Annotated in this window: 23 protein-coding genes; 15 read left to right on the top strand and 8 right to left on the bottom strand. The window is 55.0% G+C overall.

Features of this window, described 5'->3' with window-relative positions; all coding sequences use genetic code 11:
• Positions 1-24 precede the first annotated feature (24 nt).
• From ACUN8H_RS14555 to ACUN8H_RS14540, 4 genes are all read left to right on the top strand, one after another.
• Complete coding sequence (locus tag ACUN8H_RS14555) at positions 25-1,911, top strand: bifunctional sugar phosphate isomerase/epimerase/4-hydroxyphenylpyruvate dioxygenase family protein (protein ID WP_445532787.1); 1,887 nt, start codon at positions 25-27, stop codon at positions 1,909-1,911.
• Complete coding sequence (locus tag ACUN8H_RS14550) at positions 1,908-2,786, top strand: shikimate dehydrogenase family protein (RefSeq protein WP_445532786.1); 879 nt, start codon at positions 1,908-1,910, stop codon at positions 2,784-2,786. The genes ACUN8H_RS14555 and ACUN8H_RS14550 overlap by 4 nt, the downstream gene beginning before the upstream one ends.
• Positions 2,787-2,863: 77 nt before the next feature.
• Positions 2,864-3,814 (top strand): AEC family transporter, encoded by a 951-nt coding sequence (locus ACUN8H_RS14545; RefSeq protein ID WP_445532785.1) that lies wholly within the window; start codon positions 2,864-2,866, stop codon positions 3,812-3,814.
• Positions 3,815-3,862: 48 nt separating this feature from the next.
• Complete coding sequence (locus ACUN8H_RS14540; protein ID WP_445532784.1) at positions 3,863-4,591, top strand: SDR family NAD(P)-dependent oxidoreductase; 729 nt, start codon at positions 3,863-3,865, stop codon at positions 4,589-4,591.
• Between the two features lie 11 nt (positions 4,592-4,602).
• Here ACUN8H_RS14540 and ACUN8H_RS14535 read toward each other — a convergent pair whose 3' ends face one another.
• The 4 genes from ACUN8H_RS14535 to ACUN8H_RS14520 all read right to left on the bottom strand — a co-directional run bounded on the left by ACUN8H_RS14535 (position 4,603) and on the right by ACUN8H_RS14520 (position 9,032).
• Positions 4,603-5,829, bottom strand: a complete 1,227-nt coding sequence (locus tag ACUN8H_RS14535) for a CaiB/BaiF CoA transferase family protein (RefSeq protein WP_445532783.1) — start codon at positions 5,827-5,829, stop codon at positions 4,603-4,605.
• 105 nt (positions 5,830-5,934) lie between these two features.
• A complete protein-coding gene (locus tag ACUN8H_RS14530; RefSeq protein ID WP_445532782.1) occupies positions 5,935-7,437 on the bottom strand; it encodes a tripartite tricarboxylate transporter permease in 1,503 nt (500 codons plus the stop codon).
• 28 nt (positions 7,438-7,465) lie between these two features.
• Positions 7,466-7,972, bottom strand: a complete 507-nt coding sequence (locus ACUN8H_RS14525; RefSeq protein WP_445532781.1) for a tripartite tricarboxylate transporter TctB family protein — start codon at positions 7,970-7,972, stop codon at positions 7,466-7,468.
• Positions 7,973-8,045: 73 nt separating this feature from the next.
• Positions 8,046-9,032: a Bug family tripartite tricarboxylate transporter substrate binding protein gene (locus ACUN8H_RS14520; protein ID WP_445532780.1), complete on the bottom strand. Its 987-nt coding sequence runs from the start codon at positions 9,030-9,032 to the stop codon at positions 8,046-8,048.
• Between the two features lie 260 nt (positions 9,033-9,292).
• On the opposite strand from ACUN8H_RS14520, the gene ACUN8H_RS14515 reads away from it, so the two are divergent.
• Entirely contained in the window at positions 9,293-10,072 is a 780-nt protein-coding gene (locus ACUN8H_RS14515; RefSeq protein ID WP_445532779.1) for an IclR family transcriptional regulator domain-containing protein, read from the top strand.
• Here ACUN8H_RS14515 and aroQ read toward each other — a convergent pair.
• Positions 10,065-10,508 (bottom strand): type II 3-dehydroquinate dehydratase, encoded by a 444-nt coding sequence (gene aroQ / locus ACUN8H_RS14510; protein WP_445532778.1) that lies wholly within the window; start codon positions 10,506-10,508, stop codon positions 10,065-10,067. The genes ACUN8H_RS14515 and aroQ overlap by 8 nt on opposite strands.
• A 57-nt stretch (positions 10,509-10,565) precedes the next feature.
• Positions 10,566-11,927, bottom strand: a complete 1,362-nt coding sequence (hglS, locus tag ACUN8H_RS14505; RefSeq protein WP_445532777.1) for a 2-oxoadipate dioxygenase/decarboxylase HglS — start codon at positions 11,925-11,927, stop codon at positions 10,566-10,568.
• Between the two features lie 200 nt (positions 11,928-12,127).
• On the opposite strand from hglS, the gene ACUN8H_RS14500 reads away from it, so the two are divergent.
• Together ACUN8H_RS14500 and ACUN8H_RS14495 are read left to right on the top strand one after the other, a co-directional pair.
• Complete coding sequence (locus ACUN8H_RS14500) at positions 12,128-12,982, top strand: DUF72 domain-containing protein (protein ID WP_445532776.1); 855 nt, start codon at positions 12,128-12,130, stop codon at positions 12,980-12,982.
• Positions 12,983-13,136: 154 nt separating this feature from the next.
• A complete protein-coding gene (locus ACUN8H_RS14495; protein WP_445532775.1) occupies positions 13,137-14,480 on the top strand; it encodes a sodium-dependent transporter in 1,344 nt (447 codons plus the stop codon).
• 48 nt (positions 14,481-14,528) lie between these two features.
• Here the strand turns inward: ACUN8H_RS14495 and ACUN8H_RS14490 are convergent, their stop codons facing one another.
• Positions 14,529-14,744, bottom strand: coding sequence for a PA3496 family putative envelope integrity protein (locus ACUN8H_RS14490; protein WP_008956472.1), 216 nt, complete (start codon positions 14,742-14,744; stop codon positions 14,529-14,531).
• Between the two features lie 250 nt (positions 14,745-14,994).
• Here ACUN8H_RS14490 and hexR point away from each other — a divergent pair, with 250 nt between their 5' ends.
• The 4 genes from hexR (at position 14,995) to ACUN8H_RS14470 (ending at position 20,010) form a co-directional block, all read left to right on the top strand.
• Positions 14,995-15,849, top strand: coding sequence for a transcriptional regulator HexR (hexR, locus tag ACUN8H_RS14485; protein ID WP_113270140.1), 855 nt, complete (start codon positions 14,995-14,997; stop codon positions 15,847-15,849).
• Between the two features lie 219 nt (positions 15,850-16,068).
• Positions 16,069-18,267, top strand: a complete 2,199-nt coding sequence (gene uvrD, locus ACUN8H_RS14480; RefSeq protein WP_445532774.1) for a DNA helicase II — start codon at positions 16,069-16,071, stop codon at positions 18,265-18,267.
• Between the two features lie 62 nt (positions 18,268-18,329).
• Complete coding sequence (locus ACUN8H_RS14475) at positions 18,330-18,809, top strand: phosphate-starvation-inducible PsiE family protein (protein ID WP_445532773.1); 480 nt, start codon at positions 18,330-18,332, stop codon at positions 18,807-18,809.
• Between the two features lie 106 nt (positions 18,810-18,915).
• Positions 18,916-20,010: a TRAP transporter substrate-binding protein gene (locus ACUN8H_RS14470; RefSeq protein ID WP_445532772.1), complete on the top strand. Its 1,095-nt coding sequence runs from the start codon at positions 18,916-18,918 to the stop codon at positions 20,008-20,010.
• Between the two features lie 86 nt (positions 20,011-20,096).
• On the opposite strand, the gene ACUN8H_RS14465 is transcribed toward ACUN8H_RS14470, so the two are convergent.
• The gene (locus ACUN8H_RS14465) at positions 20,097-20,513 is read right to left on the bottom strand and encodes an acyl-CoA thioesterase (protein ID WP_445532771.1); all 417 of its coding nucleotides are present in this window, start codon (positions 20,511-20,513) and stop codon (positions 20,097-20,099) included.
• Between the two features lie 196 nt (positions 20,514-20,709).
• Between ACUN8H_RS14465 and ACUN8H_RS14460 the strand changes: the two genes are divergently transcribed.
• The 4 genes from ACUN8H_RS14460 (at position 20,710) to pstB (ending at position 25,060) form a co-directional block, all read left to right on the top strand.
• Positions 20,710-21,615 (top strand): PstS family phosphate ABC transporter substrate-binding protein, encoded by a 906-nt coding sequence (locus ACUN8H_RS14460; RefSeq protein ID WP_445532770.1) that lies wholly within the window; start codon positions 20,710-20,712, stop codon positions 21,613-21,615.
• Positions 21,616-21,711: 96 nt separating this feature from the next.
• Positions 21,712-22,830 carry an ABC transporter permease subunit gene (locus ACUN8H_RS14455; RefSeq protein WP_445532769.1) on the top strand — a complete coding sequence of 373 codons (1,119 nt, stop codon included), beginning with the start codon at positions 21,712-21,714 and terminating at the stop codon, positions 22,828-22,830.
• Positions 22,827-24,251 (top strand): phosphate ABC transporter permease PstA, encoded by a 1,425-nt coding sequence (gene pstA, locus ACUN8H_RS14450; RefSeq protein WP_445532768.1) that lies wholly within the window; start codon positions 22,827-22,829, stop codon positions 24,249-24,251. Before ACUN8H_RS14455 ends, pstA begins: the two co-directional genes overlap by 4 nt.
• Positions 24,245-25,060: a phosphate ABC transporter ATP-binding protein PstB gene (gene pstB / locus ACUN8H_RS14445; protein ID WP_445532767.1), complete on the top strand. Its 816-nt coding sequence runs from the start codon at positions 24,245-24,247 to the stop codon at positions 25,058-25,060. Before pstA ends, pstB begins: the two co-directional genes overlap by 7 nt.
• The last annotated feature ends 22 nt before the right edge of the window (positions 25,061-25,082 follow it).

The raw sequence follows: 25,082 nt of genomic DNA, 5'->3' as shown, positions 1-25,082 counted from the left end.
ACGCACTATAAGGAGCATGACGCCATGTACTCATCTATTGCCACGGTTTGCCTAAGCGGCTCGTTGGAAGAGAAGGTAGACGCCATTGCCGAAGCTGGCTTCGAAGGCCTTGAGCTTTTTGAAAACGACCTCACGGCGTTCACCGGCACGCCCCGTGAGGCAGGTGAGCTGATTCGCTCCCGTGGGCTTAAGCTGGTCACTCTCCAGCCCTTTCGTGACTTTGAGGGGCTACAGGGGCGCGCGCGAGAGCGAGCGTTTGACCGCGCCGAGCACAAGTTCGACCTCATGGAAGAGCTGGGTACGGATCTGCTAATGGCCTGCAGTACCGTCCACCCTGATTCCTTACCGGGGTTAAGCCGCGCCGCCGATGACTATTATGAGCTCGGCGAGCGTGCAGCGCGGCGCCATTTGCGCGTCGCCTATGAAGCGCTGGCGTGGGGGCGGCATATTCACGATTACCGCGATAGTTGGGAGGTAGTGCGCCGTGCCGCGCATCCTAATGTTGGCTTAGTGCTGGATACCTTCCACATCTTTTCCCGCCAGACGGAGCTGGGCACCATCGGGCGAATTCCGGGGGATCGCATCTTCCTGGTACAGACTGCCGATGCGCCGCGTCTTTCCATGGATCATCTATCGTGGAGCCGCCACTACCGCTGCTTCCCTGGCCAGGGTGAGCTACAGATGGACAGCTTTATGGCCATGTTGGAAGAGACCCGCTACGACGGCCCGCTCTCCCACGAGATTTTTAACGATGTCTTTCGCATGGGTCATAGCGACCAGACCGCCCGCGATGGGCTGCGCTCGTACCATTTGCTGCGCAGTATGCAGAGTGACAGCGGAATTCCCGCGCCGCAGCCGATCGAGTCGGTCGCCTTTCTGGAGATCGCCGTTGAGCCTGCAGATTTAGCGTCGCTGCGAGAGCTACTCAGCGCACTGGGCATGGCCTGCGTTGGGCGCCACCATACGCTGAATGCCGAGCGCTGGGCCGCCGGTGACGTTAATTTGGTGCTCAACACCGAATCGAGCTTTACCGGCCGTGTGCCGGGGCGCGATGCCACTGCGGTCACCGCCATCGGCCTGCGCGTAGGCAACGCTTATGAAGCATTCAAGCGCGCCGATAAGCTCGGATACGATATCGTCGAACCCGAAGAGGTCGGTGCTAGCCACCGCATGAGCGCGCTTCGCAATGTGGATGGCAGCCTCTCCTATATTATTGATGATTCACAGCTAAGCCGTACCTGGGACCGCGAGTTCCCTGTCGATGTTAAGCCCGTTCCTCAGGGGGCACTGGTGGATATCGACCACATTAGCGTGGCGCTCTCCTACCACGACTATCTCTCGTTGATGCTGCAGTACCGTGCCATTTTCCAGTTGGAGCCCACGCCCTCTTTCGATGTCACCGACCCTCGCGGTTTGATCCAGAGCCAAGTGCTACAGAATCATAACGGCCGTTTTCGCTTGGCGCTTAATGCCAGCGCCTCGCCGGATACTGCCAGTAATCGCTTTGTGCGCCAGTACGGCGGCTCGGGAATTCATCATGTCGCCCTACGCACCAGCGCTATGCGCGATACCAGCGCAGCACTCCAACAGGCGGGCATACCGGTACTGCCGATTCCAGGCAACTATTACCGCGACCTGGCCGCACGCTTTGACCTTCCGGCACAAACGCATGCGTGGATGCAGGAGCACCATATCCTCTTTGATCAAGACAGTAGCGGTGACTTCCATCAGCTGTATACGCAGCCCGGCAGCAAAGCGTTTTTCTTTGAACTGGTGCAGCGTGACGGCTACCAAGGGCTCGGTGCACCGAACGCCTTTGTACGCGTCACCGCGCAGCAGCGCCTGGAAGCTGCCATTGACGGTATTACGCAAGACGCACCCGACCATGACGCAGGGGAGAAACAAGCATGATCAAGCTGGGACTGGTAGGCGAAGGCATCGCCAAATCGCAATCTCCCGACCTGCATGAGCGCTTGGGGGCATCCTTGGGCGTACCGGTGCGCTACGATTTAGTCGACAGCCTGGGCGTCGTGGATTTTGATTTTCCCAACGCCATTCAAAGTCTGCGTGAGGAGGGTTACCGCGGCACCAATGTCACCTTCCCTTTTAAAGAGAAAGCCGCGCAGCTGGCCGATATCCGCGGTGAAGGTGTGAAGCGCGTTGGCACCGCCAATACATTACTGTTCGATGAGGCGGGTTTACGCGCTGAAAATACGGATTACACCGGTTTTATCAGCGCCTACCGCCACTCGTTCGGTGACCAGCCTGCGGGGGAGGTCTTATTGATCGGCGCTGGGGGCGTGGGCCGGGCGGTAGCATGCGCACTAGGAGCGCTCTCGGTCAGCTGTGTCCATATTCTTGAGCACGATGAGCGTCGCGCGCAAAACCTTAGCCATGACCTCAACAGCATGGGCATCACCGCACAATGCATCACCCCCGAGCAGGCGCAGCACGAGCTATCCCAGTGGCAAGGCGTGGTCAATTGCTCGCCGATCGGCCATATCAATCACCCAGGTTGCCCGATCGATACTGCTGGGCTAGGCGCCCAGCACTGGGTGTTTGATGCTGTCTACATTCCCGCCCATACCGAGCTTTTGAAGGCCGCCCAGCAAGCCGGTGCTAAAACGCTCTCGGGCGTTGATCTGTTTGTGTTTCAAGGCGTGGATGCGTTTCGCTTTTTCACACATGATCGCATCGCTACTGAGCAAATCGACCCTCATGTGATACCGCTGCGTACTCACTATATTGAACAGCTTGTCTCGCCAAGCGCGCAAAGTAAGCCATAATGCCTCTGCAAGTAGCGTACAATAATTCGCCATTCGAACTACGCTATTGACTACCATGAAGCGCTGAAGAGGCTGCTATGCTCGCAATACTCGCGATTACCACTCCTATTTTCCTGTTAATCGGTATTGGTTATGTGGCTCGGTGGAGTGGTGTGATGCAGCGTGAGCAGTTGCAAGGCGTCGGTATTTTTGTGCTGTATTGCGCCCTGCCTGCCCTGGTTATTCGCGCGCTAAACCAGCAGCCTTTGGAGGCGATTTTACAACCTCACTATCTGGTGGCGTACGGGCTTGGTTCGATAGCGGTGTTAGGGGCCGGGTTGGTGCTTTGCTTAAAGCTGCAGCGCCAGCCCCTTAACGCCAGTGCGATGCAAGCGCTGGGGATGGCCGCATCCAACAGTGGTTTCGTTGGCTATCCGGTGGCGGCAATGGTCATCGGTTCGCCGGCGGCGGTGCTCTTGGCGCTCAACATGCTCATTGAGAACCTGCTTGTAATTCCCACCGCACTGATCCTGGCTGAAATGGGTAACCAGCATGGATCAAGCGTATGGAAAACCGTTCGCCAAACGGCGCTCAATCTGGCCAAAAATCCGGTACTCATCGGGCTCACGGTGGGTATAGTGATTGCAGTAACAGGCGTCGCCATACCCGGCCCAGTTGAGAAAGTGATCGATATGCTGGCGGATGCGGCGGGGCCAGCGGCGCTGTTCGTTATCGGGGGGTCGCTATTTGGCCTTCACGTTAAGGGCATGATGCGTGATGTGGGGCAAATCGTGATCGGCAAGCTGCTCATTCACCCCCTCGCCATCCTGGTCGCGTTCCTGCTGATTCCGGATATCGAACTGATCTACTTTGCCGGTGCGCTCTTATTCGCTGCCTCGCCAATGATTAGTATTTATCCGCTATTCGGCCAGCGCTACGGCTTAGGCGGGGTTAGCGCCACCGCCATGCTAGTGGGGACGATCGCTTCTTTCTTCACGCTCAGCCTGATCATCTGGCTAATGACGCTGTCAGGACTAATAACGTTTTAAACCACGAACGCAAACAAAGATAAAACTTTCGCAGCCAAGGATAACAAAATGAGCCAACCTGCTGATCAACAGCCCTGCGCCGTCGTGACCGGTGGCGCGAGAAACATTGGTCAAGCCATCGCCCTGCGCTTACAGCAAGATGGCTATCGCGTGGTCGTGGTGGATATCGTCGAACCCGAAGCGCCGACCCTGCAAGCCGATGCTTATCAGATCGATCTGGCTGATGCAGACGCTACTCGCCGCGTCATGGCAGAAATCGCCGAACACCATGCCGTAACACGGCTGGTCAATAACGTAGGCATTGTTGCGCCCGCACTGATTGAAGAGGCGCAGCTTGAGGACTTCGATAAATTAATGCATCTGAACGTACGCTCTGCGCTGATCTGCACCCAGGCGCTGCTCCCCAGCATGAAGGCCAGTGGCATGGGGCGTATCGTTCTGAACACCAGCCGAGTGGTACTTGGCAAAGAGGCACGTACGATCTATAGCGCCACCAAAGGCGCACTGCAATCCATGGCGCGCACATGGGCACTGGAACTTGCCGAACACAATATTACGGTTAATTGCGTTGCGCCTGGCCCCATTGCGACCAGCGCTTTCTGGCAAAACAACCCACCCGATTCTGAGCGCGCCCGGCGCATCGTCGACAATATTCCGCTAAAACGCATGGGCCAGCCCGAGGATGTCGCTCAGGCCGTTAGCTTCTACTGTGATGAGCGCAGTGGATTTATTACTGGCCAGACGCTGTTCGTATGTGGCGGGGTGACCGTCGGCTAGGGGTAGTGAAGCTACTTCACGACCCCTTTTTCACGCAGGGTGCTGATTTCCTCAGCGCCTTTGTGCAATAAGCGCGCTAACACGCTATCCGTGTCCTCGCCCAAGCGTGGCGGCGGCTTACGATACGCCAAGGGAGTTTTGGAGTATTTGATCGGATTGGCCACCCCCGGTATTGAGCCCTTTTCGGTCTCCAGCGCAACCTGCATGTTTCGCGCTTTCACCTGCGGATCATCAAAGACCTGAGCAATATTCTGAATCGGCCCACAGGGAACGCTGATGGCGCTGAGTACCTCAATCCACTCACGGCTTGAGCGCCCTTGGGTGATGGTGACCATCTGCGGGATTAGATCAAGCCGATGCTTGACGCGTTCAGGGTTAGTGCTGAACCGGGGATCGCTTGCCAAATCAGGTCGCCCGACGGCCTCACAGAAGCGCCTGAACTGCCCATCGTTACCGATCGCAATGATGACCTTTTCACCGTCCGCCGTCGGAAACGGCTGGTAGGGCACTAGGTTAGGATGGTATTCGCCCGTCCGGGTCGGTGGGGTGCCACTGCAAAAGTAGTTCATCGCTTGGTTCGCCAGCCAGCTCACCTGAACATCCAGCAGCGCCATATCGATATATTGGCCCTCCCCCGTCTGGTGCCGGTGGTGCAATGCGCCAAGAATAGCGATGGTAGCGTTCATCCCGGTGGTCAGGTCTGAAACGGCCATGCCTACCCGCTGTGGCCCAGCACCCGGTTCTCCATCGGCGGCTCCGGTAATGCTCATTAATCCGGCTTGTGCTTGAATCAGATAGTCGTAACCTGCCATGGAGGCCATTGGCCCCGTCTGGCCAAATCCGGTAATCGAGCAGTAAATCAGTCGCGGATTGATCGCCTCTAATGTCGCGTAGTCGAGCCCTTTTCTTGCCAAACCACCGCTTTTGAAGTTCTCTACCAGAATATCGCTTTCAGCTGCCAGTTCACGCACCAGCGCCTGACCTTCAGGCTGGCCGATATCCACGGTCACCGAATGTTTGCCGCGATTGGCGGAAAGGTAATAGGCCGATTCCGCGGTGTCGTTGCCCTCCCGGTCTTTTAACCAGGGAGGCCCCCAGTGACGGGTATCATCACCAAGTGTGGGGTGTTCGATCTTGATGACCTCAGCGCCCATATCCGCCAGTATCTGGGTACACCAAGGCCCCGCCATTACCCGGCTTAGATCCAGTACGCGCAAGCCTGCCAACGGACCCGCCATCGCATCATCTCCCCTTCAGAGTGTGGTTGGACCGCTTCAATCAATATCGCTTCGCCAGCGCCCCTCGCTCCAGGCCAGTAACAGGAGCGGCGCTCGCGAATCTACTCAGACCTTCGACACCATATCGGTCTGGCGGGCCTTTCGACGTCCCTCCAAAAAGCGATAAAACGCCAAGGCAAGAGAACCCACTGTCAGGGCGATAAAGAACCAGGTGATAGGACCACGCACAAAGATAGACAGATCGTTGGAGCCAATTAAAAGCGAGCGACGCAGGTTATCTTCAAACATCGGCCCCAGAATAAAACCAATGAGAAAAGGTGCGGCGGGAATGGCCGCCCGGTTAAAGATATACCCCAACACCCCGAAAGCCAGCATCAACCCCACATCGAAAGTGTCATTATTGACGGCATAGGCGCCATAAACACAAAACATCAGCACAATCGGAAACAGAATCGGTTTGGGTATGTCAGCAATCAGTGAGAAGTACTTGATGGCGACATTGCCCACCACCAGCAGGATAACCGAGCTCAGCATGATGCCCATGAAGAGCGCATAGATGAGTGACAGGTTCTCTTGAAACATTAGCGGGCCAGGCGTTAACCCGTGCACCATAAAGGCGCCGAGAATAATCGCCGTGATCACATCGCCAGGAATGCCTAATGACAGCAGCGGGATCATCGTAGCGCCAGCAACGCCGTTATTGCCGGCTTCAGCCGCCGCCACCCCCTCAACTTCGCCTTTACCGAAATTGGCTTTGTTAGGAGAGCGTCGACGGGCATCGCTATAGGAGATAAAAGCCGCGGCAGTGGCCCCGGTACCGGGGATGGCCCCGATAATGACCCCGATTAAACTGCCACGCACGATACTTTTCATGCAGCGTTTAAGTTCAGAGAAAGCCAAGCCTGCCCCGCTCGCCTTGGCCTTGATGTGGGGCACCGCTTTCTTACGATAAAACTCGATAATTTCCGGAATGGCGAACAGGCCAATCAACAGCGGAATAAAGGAGATGCTGTCCATTAGGTTGTAGTTGCCAAAGGTCAAACGCTGCGAGCCGAAGACATCGTCCAGCCCCACCATGGAAAGCAGTATGCCCAGCAGGGCGGCCATCAACCCTTTGATCATGGAGCCACTGGCGAGAGAAATAATGATGGTGAGAGAGAAGCAGATCAGCCAGAAAAACTCAGGCGCGCCGAAATTAAGCGCGATTTTAGCCAAATAAGCGGCAAAGAAGATCAACGCAATATTAGAGATAAAATCAGCGATCACAGAAGCGTAGAGAGCGGCTTTAAGTGCTTTCTTCGCATGCCCTTGCTGAGCCATGGGGTAGCCATCGAGCAGTGTACAGGCAGAAGCGGGCGAGCCTGGTGTCCTTATCAAGATCGCTGTAATCGAGCCACCATACATGCCGCCCTTGTAAATCCCGACTAACAGCAAAATGGCGGCGATTGGCTGCATTGAGAAAGTAAACGGCAGGGCTAGCGCCACCGCCATGGTGGCCGTTAACCCGGGGATCGAACCAACCACCACCCCAATGACGACCCCCACCGCAATCGCCAGAAAGTTCTCCAGGCTCACGAATAGCTGTATGACTTCCGAAAAATTTTCCATAGCTCACCTAGAAAGAATAAACAGTCACTCAGAGCCAAAAAGGCAGCATCGGAAGCGGCACATTCATCACTTCAACAAACAAGAGTGCCACGACGATCGGAAACAGGAACGCCATGCTATATACCCACCACGTGCGAACGGGGTGTGCCACGAATAGCACCAGTGTGGCCAAAATGCCGCTGAACACCGCGCCCATTGATTCAAACAAGGCAACATAAATCACTAAAGCCACGACCATCATAAAAAACCGCCGCGGCGAGCCTTTTTCAATCGAGCGCTCGTCATCCTCGCTAGGACCTGATATCAGTAGTCCCTGGCCGATAAGCAATATAGAAAACAGCACGATTAACCAGCCCACGATACGTGGCAGCCACTGGGGCGACATCATCGGATTCTGCAGAATAGGCGGTTCGTTGATGTAGTTGGGTACCAAGTAAAAGACCAGCACAAGGGCAAAAACAAGAAGGACGACCCCCGCTATCACATCACCCATGTCCTTTATCTTCACCCTGCGCTTGGGATCCGATGTCGTCATCGCTGCCTTCTCCATAGAAATAAGTCAGGCGAGGGCCGAAGCCCTCGCCTTTACTCATGGGTAGCTACTTGGCTTATTGGCTGATGCCGGCTTGTTGGGCAACCTCTTCCCAACGCTGCAGGTCATCGGCAATGAACTGCTTAAATTCATCACCAGCCACTTGGCCTGGCTCAGCGCCTAACTGCTCAGCGAAATCCAAAAACTCTTCACGTTCCATCACGTTGGCGAGTGCTTCTCGCATTTTAGTCTGCGCTTCTTCAGGGAAAGAGCTATGAGCAATCAGGCCAAACCAAGCGGTCGTGATGAACTGGTCTAGGTTGTATTCACCAATTTCTGACAGTGTGGAGACATCAGGAAGATATTCAGAGCGCTCGGCAGAAGTGACCGCAAGCGCGCGTAGATCGCCGGAACGAATATGTGAAAGTACCGTTGGCATATTCTCAAACGACACATCCACATCGCCACCCAACAACGCTGGGAGTGCCGCGCCACTGCCCGCAAAAGGCACCGCGGTCATGTTGGTCTCAGTCAATGTCTTAAACAATTCGCCAGACATGTGGATGGAACTGCCCACTCCACTGTGACTAAAGGTCATGTTCTCGTCTTTTGCGGCTTCAACAAACTCAACCACGCTTTCGTAAGGACTGTCTGCCGGCACCACCATGACATTGGGAATATCGATCATGTTTTGTAGAAAAACAAAGTCTTCTACCGGGTCATAAGTGAGATCAGGGTAGATCGCGGCGCCGATGGTGTGGCCCGGGGAGGCCATTAAAATCGTGTGATCGGCATCACGCCCACCACGAGCGAGACGACCAGTACCTACCGTAGAACCAGCGCCGGGGCGATTTTCCACAATGACGTTGGCGTCAAGCTCTTGCTGAAGCAGATCGGCAACGCGACGCGATAACACATCGGTAGTGCCGCCTGGCGCATAAGGCACGACTAAGCGCACATCGTTAGTCGGCCATTCATCAGCGCTGGCAGAGGAAACAGTGAGACCAAGCGCCAGAGCGCTAGTGCAGGCAGCCAAGTAAGCAGAGCTAAGGAGTTTGTTCATTTTTCTTCCTGTGCGTGATTAAGTCATTATCATGCTTAATTATTGTTCGTAATACGTACATATATTCGTAACTTGATAGCTGAGATTACTTTGTTGCCAACCTATTAAAAAACACAACTTTAGTAGCAGGGCATGCTAGGCACCGATTTGTAGCGTCGGCAGAATCTCGTCACCGCGTCTTTACAAAGGCATAAGTTCGCAATGCGAACATTTTTGCGTTAACCTTCCCCTAGTAAACATTGAGGTAATGGACGATAAAAATGCAGGAAGAGATGCTGAGTGAAGATAGCCGTGATTTTGTAACAGCATTAGCCAGCGGCTTGGAGGTGATACAGGCATTCGACCATGAACATCCGCGAATGACACTAAGCGAAGTTGCTACGCGTACAGGGATGAACCGAGCAAAAGCCAGGCGTTTCTTACTCACTCTTCATGCGCTCGGGTATGTCCGTAAGCAGCAGCGCTATTTTGAATTAGCGCCCAGAGTACTTCAGTTAGGGTATGCTTTTTTATCGGCTAACAATTATAGAGACGTTATTCAACACTATTTGGAAGATATAACCGCTGAAACGGGGGAGTCTTCGTCGCTTGGCGTGCTAGAGGGAAATGACGTTATTTACCTCGCCCGCTCGGCAGCGAAACACCGTTTAATGGCAATTACCCTATCAGTGGGGACAAGGCTGCCTGCCGCGCATACTTCCATGGGGCGTATACTTCTAGCCCAACTCAGCGATACTGACCTTGATCACTTCTTATCATCGATAGTGCTTGAGGCCTACACCGATAAAACGGTGACCGACGTTGATGAACTCCGAAGCCAGATAATGACAGCACGACAGCAGGGTTATGCTGTTTCTGATCAGGAGCTAGACTCCGGTCTTCGTTCCATTGCGGTGCCCGTCTACGACGCCAAGCAGCATTTAATGGGCGCGATCAATATCAGTACCAACGCTGCTCGGGTCGATCTCGACACTTTGATCAATGTGTACCTACCTGTTTTAAAAAATAAAGTAGAGCAAATACGATTACATATTAATTAGTCGCCACCACCACCGCTTCTAACGCAGCTTTGTAGCCTTGAACCCCTAGCCCGGCGATTACTCCATCGGCACGCAGCGAGACATAGGAGTGATGCCGGAAAGCTTCTCGCTTGTGCACATTAGATAAATGCACCTCAATTACTGTTCCATCGAAAGCATTAAGGGCATCAAGAATGGCCACGGAGGTATGGGTGTAGGCAGCGGGGTTGATAATAATTGCTTGGGTGCCATCCAGACGAGCGGCATGGATAGCATCGATCAGGGCGCCTTCATGATTACTTTGCAAACATGCTATGTCCCAATCGGCCATTACTGCTTTCTCTCGCAGCATGTTATTCACATCATCTAACGTCGTGTAACCATAGATCTCAGGTTGACGACTACCTAACAAATTTAAATTAGGTCCATGTAATACTAATACCTTTCCTTTACTCATAACGTTTTACTGCCCTACTTGTATTGAACATATCAATAATAATGGTTGCTCTATCGCTCAACTCACTAACTGCGCCAGCGCCTGATCAAGCGATGCTTGTTGGCGCTGAGTGTAAAGCTCAATCTCATCAATGACCGTAGCGCCTAAGTCCTGCTCGAACTGCTGTTGGCTGGCGCTACTGCCGTAGTTATCGTGGCTGCTTTCGCCCAAATTGGACTGAAAAATACCCGCCGCGCTCACCGGTAAGAAATCTTCATAAATCATCGGTGTGACTGACAGGGCGCCCTGCTCGATCAGTTGATCGACTTGCGCTGCTGACACTGGCCCTTGCACCGGCACGCCCTTCACCGCGTGGTAATGAAAGAAAGCTAGCGCTTCACTACGTAGGGTGGCGTAATCATCGGGGAACGCGGTGAATACCTCCGCCAAATGGGCTTGATGAGTGTCATTATCTGCACTCTTGGGCGCGCTTTCCCGCGCCGTCGCTAGCAGGCGATCATAAAGCTCGCGTCCCTTTTTAGTTAACGCAATACCACGCTGCTCAATTTCACCAAAGCGAGCGGTGTGCTTGCCCTCGGCGGCATCTGCGAAAGCGATAGTCTCCTCCAACGCTTTGAAACTGGTCTGGCGCAAGAGTATCGGGCAGTCGCGGCGGGGCGGGCCTTCAATGGTAGCTTTGGGATCAATACCCACGCTCGGCATACGCCGCTGCACTTCATCGATATCCAGCGTTCGCGGGGTTAGGTGGTTAATGTGGGGGCCACGAAAACAGACCACGTCGGCAATTAGCCGATGCTCATTATGCAAACGGTCATATGTCGCCAAATCGACCGTGGCGTTGTCATGCCAGCGGAACGTTTCCAGCGCTTCCTGAACGAATTGCTCGGCATCGGCGGCGCTAAGCCCACCCTGCTGCTCGAAGCGTTCAATAAGCGTTTTCACATTAGCCGTAAAAATATCTCGTGAGCTTAAAATGGCACTTGCCTGTTCGCGGAGCTCAACCTTCTCGATGAGTTCAAGGCGCAGCAGCGAGGTAAAGACACGAAAGGGATTACGCTTGAGTGCCTGATCGGCAAACGGTCGAAACGCCGTCGAGTGCACCGGCACCCCCGCCGCGGCCAGGTCATAATAGCCCACCGGCGCCATCCCCATCACCGCAAACATACGCCGAAGCATGGCAAGCTCGTCGGCACTGCCCACCCGAATCGCGCCGTGGCGTTCCACATTGATGCGCGCTAGCTCGTCGCTCTCCTGAAGTGCATTGTTAAGGGCAGGTTGCGCCGCTAGCACCTCTCGATTGACTGCCTCGACCAGCGACAATAAGGTGCCGTATTGTGGTACCTCCTGCTGATACATCGCCGACATCGCACTGGAAAACTGATCGCGGATTTCATCACTGCTAACGTACGCTGAACTCATGGAATCGTCCTGTTTATTAACGGCTGTACCTGCCCATAAGGGCTATACCTACATAGTAGCGCTATCGGCGGCTGAACAATTTCACTTTTTCCGCGCCTGGCTACACCGAAAAACCCTATAAAAGCTGCCATCACCTTAACGAGCAGCTATTTTAAACTGTTACATTAGTATTTGACCTTATGCACATAGGCACGCCACCCATGACGCTTCCGCTTTATTTAGGTTTGCCCATGTGGGCCAATCAGCACTGGCTCGGCAGCCTTTATCCGCGCCATGCCAAAACAGCATTATTAAACGATTATGCAGCCGTCTTTTCGTGTGTTGAAGGCAATACGACGTTTTATAGCGGGATCCCTAAGCCGGAAACTGTCGCCGCTTGGGCAAGCCAAGCACCGCCTCACTTTCGTTTTTGCTTTAAATTACCGGCAAGCGTCACCCACGATCAACGGTTAACGCATTTAGAAGATGCATGGGCCTTTTTGGCCGCCCTTGAACCACTGCACCACCAGCTTGGCCCAACGATGGTTCAACTACCACGTGATTTTGGGCCACAAGAGCTCCCTCAGCTTGAGGCGTTGCTTGCGGACTGGCCACACCATTTACCATGTGCGGTAGAGGTACGTCATCCCGAGTTTTTCCACAAAGGGGCCGCTGAAATTGCTCTTAACCGCCTGTTGATAACTTATTCGGCTAACCGCGTGATGCTCGATGTTCGCCCGGTGTTTTCAACACCCGCTAACGGCCATATGGGGCTGGCCCAAGCCCAGCAAGAAAAGCCGAAACTGCCACTACACGTGCTTTCCACGGCAAATTATCCGGTAATACGCTTCATTGGCCATATTGACAAAACCATAAACAGTGACTACTTCAACGCCTGGAAGGCTCGCCTAAAGCTGTGGATAAGTCAGGGGAAAACCCCTTTCTTATTTGTGCATACTGCGGATAACCGCGAGTCTCCCCACATGGCTCGCTTACTTTACAATGCGCTGGGTGAAGCGACGCCATTACCTCCGCTAGCGCCTTTCGCGGGTGAAAAGCAAAGCCAGCTATTTTAGCCGGTCTTTTTAGGTCAGCTAACTGGCATGCTTGCAGTCGATCAGATAAATTGCGCTTACTTTCGAAAAAAGACGCTAGCAATGACGCTGTTTTCGAAAACTAGCGTGAACAACACGCTTTGACTGACACAATAATCGACTTAATGGGTGATGTATGGCGAAGCTCGCACACGCGCAATGGTCATCGCGAATGACCTTTGTGCTGGCTGCCGCTGGTTCAGCGGTTGGCCTGGGAAATATCTGGAAATTCCCTTACATGGTGGGCGAAAGCGGTGGTGCTGCTTTCGTCTTTGTCTATCTACTCTGTATCGCGCTGATTGGCTTACCCATTCTGGTGTCTGAATGGCTACTCGGGCGGCGTGGCCAGAAGAACCCAGCCAGCACCATGTCAGAGCTGGCGCGTGGAGCGAACAAGCCAAAAGCATGGGCCATCGTAGGCATTAGTGGCATCATCGGCGCCTTTTTAATTCTGTCGTTCTACAGCGTCATTGGCGGATGGTCGCTCTACTACACGGTCAACTCGGTGAGCGGTGCCTTTAGTGGCCAAGACGCTGACGGCATTGGCGCACTGTTTAACGGCATGCTGAGCAACCCAGGCCTACTGCTGCTGGGCCACTCCGTCTTTATGCTGCTAGTGATTGGCATTGTCGCCCGTGGTGTTACGAAGGGCCTTGAGGGTGCCGTACGCATTTTGATGCCGGTGCTCGCCCTGCTGCTCGTCGTGCTGATCGGTTACGGCATGTCGACTGGGCACTTTGGCGAAGCATTGACCTATATGTTCAACCCCGACTGGAGCAAACTCAGCGCTGAAACCGTGCTAGCCGCCCTAGGTCACGCCTTCTTTACCCTCTCTTTGGGTATGGGCATCATGATGGCTTACGGCTCGTATCTGGGCAAAGACATCAACCTGCTGCAAACCGCCCGTACGGTTATCATCATGGATACCGTCATTGCCCTTGGCGCTGGGCTAGCCATTTTCCCGATTGTATTTGCCAATAACCTGGATCTTGCTTCAGGCCCTGGGCTGATTTTCGTCACGCTGCCCTTGGCGTTTGGCAATATGGATGGCGGCCTAATCCTAGGCTTGATGTTCTTCTTGTTGCTCACGTTTGCCGCGCTAACCTCCGCGATTTCACTGCTTGAGCCGGTGGTTGAGTTCGTTGAAGAGCGCACGCCGTTAAGCCGTGTTATGGCAACGGTTGTGGCAGGTGTGGGAGCTTGGTTGCTCGGGATTGCAGCGCTGCTATCGTTCAACGTATGGAGCGAGCCGCTCATGTTTGGGCTGGGGGTGTTTGATTTGCTTGATACGCTGACCAGCAAAATCATGCTGCCGCTAACCGGGCTAGGTGCGATTCTCTTCACCGCTTGGTGCTTAGAGCGCAACAGTGTCGAAGCCGAACTAGGCCTTTCCGCGACCGGCAAGAGCGTATGGAACATCATCGCGCGCTATTTAGCGCCCGCTGGCGTTATTGCCGTATTCGTGACTGGGCTTATTTAAGCTAAGCCGTCACTGGTCCGCTGCTTACTAACCTTATTTCAGCTAATCTCAGTGCAATTCGCTCTCTTGTCGATCTTCGTCGGGCAAGGGGGCGATGTCCCGCGATAGTTTCTGAAACTCCCGATGCAACTCAATACCGCGGCGTGCTCTTAAGCTGCGCTGGGCAGCGCTACGCTGGCGCTGAGCATGCTCATCCACTTGCATGCTCATAAAGATATCGAGCAATTCGCTTTTAACCGAGGTGATTCGTTCGACGTTTCTCATAATCGACGTTCCTCCAGGTGAATATGCCTTCGTCCACCTGCACCCGTGACGACTGTATGATGCAGTGCGGCACTTCACTTATTACTATAACCTACTTGACAAAATGATGACGAATCTTAAAAAAAGGGGCTAACGGCCTTTAAACGTTAATCCCTACACCGCTTTCCATGCCCATTTGCGCTATCAGTCAGGCATACTGTCGAAATGCTAGAACTAGCCAAGTGTGAGTTTGAGAGCCAAGGAGCTGAACGTGAGTCGCGCCCTGTTCGATGAGATGAGACGCCGCATGGAGCACTTCCGACGCTCCGAGCAAAAAGTGGCGCGGTTTGTACTGCGCAACCCCGAAGAGGTCATCCACATGCGTATTGTGGATTTGGCCACCGAAGCCACCGTGAGCGAACCCACGGTGGTGCGTTTTTGCCGCGCGCTGGGGTGCAACGGCTTTCAAGATTTCAAGCTACAGCTAGCGCAAATGCTGGCTAGCGGCAGCCAGTTCGCTCAGTTTTCCATGAACGATAGCGACTCTGTTGCTGAGTTTTCGCATAGCATCTTTGACTCTACAGTGGGTACGCTGCTCTCGGTGCGAGACCGGCTGGATAATGAATCCCTAGGGCGTGCGGTGAATGCACTGGCAATGGCTAACCGTGTGGAATTCTACGGTTTTGGTGCGTCTGGTGCGGTGGCTTTCGATGCCCAGCACAAGTTTTTCCGGCTGCAAATTTCCACCTCTGCCTACGCCGATCCGCATATGCAGAATATGTCGGCGGTGACCTTAAAAGAGGGCGATGTCGTCGTAGCGATTTCACAAACCGGCCGCACTAAAGCGCTGGTGGCCAGCGTGCGCTTGGCCCGTGAAGCAGGCGCTACCGTCATTGGGCTATGCCCCAGCGGCTCGCCGCTTGCTGAAGAGGTCAGCCTGCCGCTGTATATCGATGTTCACGAGGACACTGAGATTTACACCCCGCTTAGCTCACGCATCGCCCATCTGGTGCTCATTGACGTACTCGCTGTCGGCGTGGCCAAAACCCGCGGCCCGAAACTCGCTGAACAGCTCAAAGCGGTTAAAAAGAGCCTTAATACGCTGCGCTTTCCTGAAGAGTCTTAGTCTTTACCTACACGTTCCCAGTGGCCGGGAGCGAGGGCAGGTTGAAGCGAGGGTCTTTTGACAGGGATGTCAAAAGTAGCGCCCACGGATGGGTTCACAGCGCCCTCGCGTAAACCTGCCCTCGACGCACAGGCGTGAAGATTGCCATACCTGTATACACAGCCAGTTCGCTGGCTGTGCTAGACTAGCCGCCTATTTTTTGATCCGGCAGCGGCTACTATGGACGACGTCACGGCGATTCTCGATCAGCTCAACTCCGCCCAGCGCGAAGCAGTGAGCGCCCCCCAAGGCAATCTATTGGTGCTCGCAGGCGCAGGCTCCGGCAAGACTCGCGTGTTGGTCCATCGCATCGCCTGGATGATGCAGGCGGAAGGGCTGTCTCCCTACGCACTGCTGGCGGTTACATTTACCAATAAAGCTGCCAAAGAGATGCGTACCCGCCTTGAAGCGCTGCTCAGCCTCTCGATGCGTCATGTTTGGGTGGGCACCTTTCACTCCATCGCCCATCGCCTGCTGCGTACCCACTGGCAAGATGCCCGACTGCCGCAACATTTTCAGATTATCGACTCCGACGATCAGCTGCGCCTGGTCAAGAGGCTGTTGAAAGATTACTCGATCGACGACGAACGCTATCCGCCCCGCCAAGTGCAGCATTTTATTTCCGGCTGCAAAGAGGAGGGCTTGCGCCCACATCAAGTCAATGTCGATGGCGATGGCTACATGGGCCAAATGGTCGAGCTCTACGAGCGCTACCAGCTCACCTGCGAGCGCGGCGGCTTGGTCGATTTCGGTGAATTGCTGCTGCGAAGCCTTGAGCTGCTGCGCGATAACCCAGCGCTTTTGAAGCACTACCAAGAGCGCTTTGGACACGTCCTGGTGGATGAGTTTCAGGACACCAATACCCTGCAATACGCCTGGCTAAAACTGCTCACCGGCATGCAGACGCCGATGACCGCCGTCGGTGATGACGACCAGTCGATCTACGGCTGGCGCGGCGCAAAAGTGGAGAATATCAGCCGCTTTGAGCAGGAATTCCCGCAAACCCATACCGTGCGTCTAGAGCAGAACTATCGCTCTACCAGCGCGATTCTTGAAGCCGCCAACACGCTGATCAGCCACAACAGCGAGCGGATGGGCAAAAACCTGTGGACTGACGGCATCGAAGGCGAGCCGATCTCGATTTATGCCGGGTTTAACGACTTGGAAGAAGCGCGCTATATCGTCGATACGATCAAAGAGAAGGTCGACGAAGGCTTTAACCGCCGCGATATTGCCATTCTCTACCGCTCCAATGCCCAGTCGCGGCTGCTCGAAGAAACGCTGATTCGTCAAGGCATGCCCTACCGTATTTACGGCGGTCACCGCTTCTACGAGCGCCTGGAAATCAAGAATGCCCTGGCCTACCTGCGCCTGATGCTCAACCGCGATGACGATGCCTCGTTGGAGCGGGTCATTAACGTCCCCACTCGCGGTATTGGTACCCGCACGGTAGAGATAGTGCGCTTGCGCGCCCGTGAGCAAGGCATTCCGCTGTGGCAGGCGCTCCACGATGCGATTAACGACGGTACCTTGAAAGGCCGCGCGGCCAATGCGGTGCAAACGTTTGCCAACTTGATCGAGCAGCTCGATAACGATGCCTCGGGTATGGCGCTGCATGAAATTATCGATCACGTTACTGTTCACACCGGTTTGATAGAGCACCACAAAAGTGAGCGCGGCGAGAAAGGCCAGGCACGGGTCGAAAACCTGGAAGAGCTCGTCACCGCTGCCCGCGCCTTCACTCAGGGCGATGTCTTTGAAGCTCCTGAAGCGGGCGAAGGCATGGCGGCGTTGGAGGCGTTCCTCTCAGAAGCCGCCCTTAACGCAGGCGACCATGAAGCCGAAGAGTTCGAGGACAGCGTGCAGTTGATGACGCTGCACTCCGCCAAAGGGCTGGAATTTCCGATAGTATTCATTGCTGGTGTTGAAGAGGGGCTGTTTCCGCACAAGATGTCTATCGAGGAACCTGGCAGGCTCGAAGAGGAGCGTCGGCTCTGCTACGTGGGCGTTACTCGTGCCATGCAGAAACTCTACCTGACCCACGCGGAAACCCGCCGCCTGCACGGCAAAGAGGTGTTTCCACGCCCTTCGCGCTTCTTGCGCGAGCTACCGCCGCATTTGCTGGAAGAAGTGCGCTTGCGCGGGCATATTTCACGCCCGGTGACCGCCTCACGTACCTCCTTTGCCCAGCAAAGCGTCGAGAGCAGCGGCGATCTGCCTAGCCTGCACGTTGGCCAAGGGGTTGAACATCCAGTATTCGGCGAAGGGATCATTCTCAACGCGGAAGGCGAAGGCGCCCGCGCTCGCGTGCAAGTGAGCTTTGAAGGCGAAGGGGTCAAATGGTTGGTACTTGGCTTTGCTAAGCTAACACCTCTGTAAGCAAGCCTCCCCTTTCACTTAGTTACCCCTGCTTGTGCGCTCAGGCGCCTTTGAGAGGCATTATGAAACAACGCTTTAAACGCCTATTTCCCGAAGTGAGTAATGGCTGGCAAACATTGAGCGGCTATCAGCGCTTTGAACGTTTAATTTCGATGGTGCTCACTTTAGCCATCGGCGGAGCCGTGCTAGTGGCCATGTATTATCTGGTGATTCACGTGGTACAACTGTTATTTATTCAAAGCCGTGATCCCTTCGATTACCGTGTCTTTCAAGCGCTATTCGATATGATTCTTACCGTCTTGATTGCCATGGAATTCAATAACTCAATCATTCGCACGATGACCAGTGGAAAAGGCTTTATCCACGTCGAAATTGTGGTGCTAATCGCTATTATGGCGCTAGTACGCAAGTTTATGGTACTGGATATGGAGGTTATTGATCCGTGGCAAATTGGTGCGCTATCGATAGCGGTATTGGCGTTAGGCGGCTGCTATTGGCTGGTACGCCACGGCAATAGCATGAAAGACGCATCGGATGATTGATCAGAAGGCTTGCGGGCGAAATTCGCTATAAAGCATACTAACAAGCGAACATGGCGCACTCAGCGCCCTATAACAACAGTATGATTACTTCTGGAGTTTTGCTTACATGCAACGCCGTAACTTCCTCAAAACCGTTGGCCTAGGTGCCGCTGGTGTCGCTGCTGCCCCCTTTGTAACCACCTCTAGCGCGCGCGCTCAAGAGACCTATACCTGGGACATGGTCACGTCGTGGCCAAAAAACTTCCCCGCTCTGGGCACTGGCGCGAATGACTTCGCCCGCCGGGTCGAGCAGCTCTCCAATGGGCGTATGCAGATTCGCGTACACGGTGCGGGTGAGCTGGTTCCCGCGCTTGAAGTGTTTGACGCCGTGGCGGCAGGAACTGCTGAGATGGGTCACTCTGCGTCTTATTACTGGCGCGGCAAAGTCGCTGCCTCGCAGTTTTTCACTGCCGTACCCTTCGGCATGAACACCACCGAAATGAACGCTTGGTTATATAATGGCGGCGGTCAGGAACTGTGGGATGAAATCTACGCCAACCACAACCTCAAGCCCTTCGCCGTCGGCAATACCGGCACGCAAATGGCTGGCTGGTTCAAGAAAGAGATCAACTCGCTGGAAGATATGCAGGGGCTGAAATTACGCCTGCCAGGGCTTGCGGGTGAAGCCATGAACGGTATCGGCGTCAGCACCGTCAACATGCCAGGATCCGAGATTTTCACCTCGCTGCAAACCGGCGCTTTGGATGCCGCGGACTGGGTCGGGCCGTATAACGATTTGGCGTTCGGCCTGCATCAGGTGGCTGACTACTACTACACATCGGCGTGGAACGAGCCAACGGCTGTGCTGGAAGGCACAATCAACCTGGACGCGTGGAACGCGCTGCCCGAAGACCTTCAGGACGTGATCCGCGAAGCCGCGCGTGCCTCTAACCTTGCCATGATCAGTGAATTCGCTTTCCGCAACGCTCAGGCGTTGGAAGCGCTGGTCGATGAGCACGGCGTGCAGCTGCGCACCTTCCCTGAAGACGTGATGGCCGCGCTGTATACCTCTTCCCAGGAAGCCATTCAGCGCCAGGTCGATAGCGATGAGGAGTCTCGTCGTGTGTATGAGTCCTACTCAGCGTTTCAGAAACTCGTGCGTCCGTTTAGTGATGTCGGCGAATACGCTTATCTCAAGAACCGGGACAACGTACGTGCCTAATCATTTAGGCAAATAAGCGGCAGTAACGGCAAAAGGGCGCACTTAGCGCCCTTTTGCTATTTTAGGCTGGGATCGCTTAACTGCGGCTAATCGCTATGAACAGCTCTTATACGTCCATTATCGTCTAAGGCGACCATGACGAAACGCGCCTCAGTGACTTTTTGGCGCTCCTCTATCCGCTGCCCATGGGGCGCACGTACCCACACTTCCACATCGATTTTGATAGAACTATGTCCGATCTCCTGGACCTGAGTGTAAACACTTACCATTGAGCCCACGCGGACAGGGCTTAAAAAATCCATGGCCTCGATGGCCACGGTGGCCGTTCGTCCACCCGCTTCGCGGCAGGCTGCCAGCTCAGCGGCCTGATCCATTTGATTGACTAGCCATCCGCCGGGTATGTCGCCGTAAAGATTGGTATCTTGGCGGGAAGCCAGTAATTTTAAAGTCAGCTGCCCTTGCGGGGCCGGTACGTCATCCAAATCGGTTTCCAGAAGAGTCATGAGTTAGTCGCTTAGTCAGTTTATTGTTGTAAACGTTGCAGTGAGGCACATTGCCAAGGAGCGTTGCTGCATCGCAACACAAGTGAATGGATTCAGTTAACCATAAGAGGACGCTTGTTTGAATACTCCTGTGCATACTCTTTCGCCTTATCAGCGCTCCCTCTTACCGCTACAGCGCGCTTTGAGAAGGGGGGTGATGGCGTTATTGCTGCTGGTGTCGCCGCTTACTTGGGCGCAATCACCGCCGATAAGCGGCACGTTAGGGGCTGTCGGTTCTGACACTATGGCAGGGCTAATGCTGCGTTGGGGTGAAACGCTGACCGCCCGCTACCCAGACGTTAAGCTGCAATTTCAAGCCAGCGGCTCTGCCAGCGCGCCCACCGCCCTAATGGCCGGTACGACTCGGCTTGGACCGATGTCGCGTCCGATGACCCCCGAAGAACGAGGTAACTTTATTGAGCGCTACGGCTACCCGCCGCTGGAACTAAAGGTTGCCCGTGATGCCCTCATCGTTGTCGTCCACCGGCATAATCCATTACGTGCACTCACCCGCCAGCAGGTTGATGCCATCTTCTCAACCACGCGTACCTGTGGTGCCGATGCGCCCATCAGGCGCTGGGATCAGCTACCACCTACACAGGACTGGGCATTTGGCAGGATTGCGCTACATGGGCGCAACCTTGCCTCGGGCACCCATGGACTATTTCAAAAACGAGCCTTGTGCGGAGGGCTCTTTCGCCACGACATTAGCGAGCACCCTGGCTCATCGGCGGTGGTCGCCGCAGTAGGTGAATCCGCCAATGCGATGGGTTATGCGGGGTTTAACCACCTCACCCCCGCCGTACACGCGGTTAGTCTTTATAACGATAATGGCACCGCGATAGCGCCCGGTGAAGCAGCGATACAGAGCGGTGATTATCCGCTATCACGCTACCTGTACCTCTACGTAAACCTACCGCCTGGCGAGACATTACCCGCCGCCGAGCAGGCACTGTTAACACTCATTATGTCTGAGGAAGGCCAACAGATAGCGCGCGCGTCCGGCTTTGTTCCTCTAGCGCAGAACACACTGAACGCACAGCAAAGGCTGTCATCTAATTGACACATTATTGTCTTAGAGTATGCAATCACTGTATGTACATTGTTCTACGCACACTGGTCAGTTTTGTGACCACCCTGGTTTTGCCATGATAGCGACATGACCCCTCCTCGGTTAACCTCTTCTCGGCAGCCGCTCCGGCTGCTGCAAGATCGCGTGGCCACCGGTTTAATTACCGCGGGCGGCGTCGGCGTGCTGCTGGCAATTCTCGCTATCGGCATCTTTTTGGTGTGGGAAACTCTTCCGCTGCTGGCCATTGGCGATACCTTGGCCCTGGCCAAGCTCTCTCCCCTGGCGTGGGGCACACTCAAAGCCGCACTTGCTGCACTGCTCTTCGCTATTCCCGTTGCATTAGGTGCGGCTGCCTACTCCACGATGTTTATGTCGGCAAAGCTACGCGCGCGAATCAAGCCAGCGCTCGAAATGATGGAGGCGATCCCTGGCGTAGTGGTGGGCTTTATTGCTGGGCTCATTTTGGCCCCTTGGGTAGAACGCCATCTCACCAGCGCTTTAATGCTGATCGTTTGGCTGCCACTAAGTGCCGCACTAGCCGGTTGGCTTTGGCAGTTGGCCAAAACACGCCTGCGCCGTCGTTTGCCGCTCTCCTGGGCAGGTGTCTGGCTAGTGCCCTGGCTCGCGTTGATGGTGGCGGTCGTACTATGGCTCGCCCCCTGGATCGAGCAACAGTGGCTGGGTGGCGATTTACGCCAGTTGCTCGATGAACGCTTTGGTCTGGATTACGCCACACGCAACGCGCTGATTGTGGGCTTTGCCATGGGCTTTGCCGTTATCCCCAGCATTTACTCTTTGGCAGAGGATGCCCTGGCCGATGTCCCCGCCACTTTAATAGAAGGCGCTCAAGCGCTGGGGGCCAGCCGCTGGCAAGCGCTGTGGAAAGTCGCTTTGGCAGCAGCAGGCCCGGGTGTTTTCTCAGCGGTCATGATCGGTGCGGGACGCGCGGTGGGCGAAACCATGATTGTGCTAATGGCGAGTGGTAACACCGCCCTGTTTAGCGCCAGCCCCTTCGAGGGTATGCGTTCCATGGCCGCTGCTATCGCCATTGAGTTACCTGAAGCGTCACCTGGTGGGCTCACCTATCATTTACTGATTTTGGCTGCCCTGGTGCTGTTTATTTTCACGTTCCTAGTCAACACGCTGGCCGAGGTAGTTCGCCAACGCTTACGCCGACGTTACCGCCAGATGGGAGGCACGTCATGACCTCTGGCGCCGCTAGCACCGCCTCTCGCCACGCTCGTTTCCACTGGCTCAATGACGTTTGGCCCTGGCTATGTGCCGCCAGCGTGGCGCTTTCCCTATTAATGCTCGGTGCGCTACTGGCGCTACTGCTAGCACGTGGGCTGGGTCACTTCTGGCCCGCTGCGCTTGAAGAGGTGACGCTCCGTTCAGGCGAGACCTTGGCAGGCGAAGCCGTACGTGATGTGGCGCTACCGCAGCAGGCGGGGGATGAACGCCTCTACTTTACCGGCAATCAGGACATCGCGGGAGTGCGTTGGCGTTGGGTGACCGTGGATGAGATTGCCGAGCGTTTGCAGCCTGACGACTTGATTCGCCTGGAGCGAAGTCCCTGGAGTGATTTTATCGGCCGTTTGGTCGCCATCGAGGAAAACGATCAGCGCTGGGAGGGCGACGCCGCTTGGCAACGGCTAACGACGCTTTTGGCGCTGCCTGCCAGCCAACGTCAGGTGAGCGATCTGCTGCTCACGACCGTAGACGGCCAAACCTTGCGTCAACCGTTAGCCAATGTGATCAGTGCTCAGATGCCCAACGCCATGCCGTGGTGGCAGAAAGCCACCACCTGGAGCAGTGGGGTATGGCGCTTTCTCAGTGAAGGACCACGCGCCGCTAACACCCACGGCGGGGTGTGGCCAGCGATTTTTGGTACGGTGCTGATGGTAATTTTGATGTCGGTTCTTGTCACTCCGTTCGGAGTGCTGGCGGCCATCTACTTAAACGAAATTGCTCACCAAGGTCGGCTGACCCGCCTGGTACGCATTGGTGTGCGTAACCTTGCTGGCGTGCCTTCCATTGTATACGGCGTCTTCGGCTTAGGCGTGTTCGTGTATGGCATTGGTGGCTCGCTGGATGAATGGTTTTTCAGTGACACGCTGCCCTCGCCCACCTTCGGAACCGGCGGCCTGCTATGGGCCTCATTAACTCTCGCCCTGCTCACTCTGCCCGTTGTGATTGTGGCAACCGAGGAGGGGCTGGCGCGTATTCCTGAAGCCCAGCGTGAAGGCGCCGTAGCACTCGGCGCCACTCGCTTGGAGATGCTTACTCGCATCGTGCTGCCCATGGCGGCGCCCGCCATGCTGACTGGCGTCATTTTGGCGGTTGCCCGCGCTGCCGGCGAGGTTGCCCCCCTGATGCTCGTAGGCGTTGCCAAGCTAGCGCCACAAATGCCCATTGATGGCGACTTTCCCTACCTGCATTTAGAGCGCAAGTTCATGCACCTTGGCTATCATTTATTTGATACCGCCTTTCACGGTGAAGATGTGCAGGCTGCCATACCGCTAGTTTATGCCACAGCGCTACTTTTAGTGTTGATTGTGCTGATGCTTAATCTAACTGCCATATTTCTGCGTCATTATCTTAGGCGTCAACGGGGAAGCGAATGCTAGCACCATCACATTCAATCAATACCTCTCAGGCACCAGTGGCGCACTTTTCAGTCGACAGCAGCTGCCTGAGCATCGATCACTTGAGCCTCGCCTATGCGGGGAAAGAGGCGTTGCGCGACTTAACCCTTAGCGTTCCTCGTCATCGTGTAACGGCTTTTATCGGCCCCTCAGGGTGCGGTAAATCAACCTTGTTAAGAGCCATTAATCGCCTCCACGACCTGAATGAATCGGTAACGCATAGCGGTAAAATCACGCTGGAAGGGCAAGATATTCACGCCCCGCAAACGAATGTGACCGAACTGCGACGGCGAGTGGGGATGGTTTTTCAAACGCCCAATCCCTTTCCTATGTCGATCTATGAAAACGTTGCCTTTGGGCTGCGCTTGCAGCAGCGCCTTCCCAAGCGCAAGAGGGATGACATTATCGAGTGGGCATTGACCTCCGCCGCGCTTTGGGATGAGGTTAAAGACCGTCTGCACCGCTCCGCCTGGCAGCTTTCGGGTGGTCAGCAGCAGCGTCTCGTCATCGCCCGCACGTTAGCCGTACAGCCCGACGTACTGCTGTTGGATGAACCGGCCTCAGCGCTAGACCCCATTTCAACGCTCAAAATTGAGGAGTTGATTCGTAACCTCAAGTCAGAGCTGACGCTCGTTCTGGTCACTCACAATATGCAACAAGCGGCACGTGTATCGGATTACACCGCCTTTTTGCATCAAGGTGAGCTAATCGAATACGGGCCTACCGATCAGGTCTTTACGAATCCCCGTTTGCAACGCACCGAAAACTACATCACCGGCCGCATCACCTAGGCCTAACCGACTGAAACGTCAG

Source organism: Vreelandella sp. V005, from assembly GCF_052645115.1.
The sequence above is the reverse complement of the archived record's forward strand: the minus strand, read 5'-3'. Positions and strand labels throughout refer to the sequence as shown.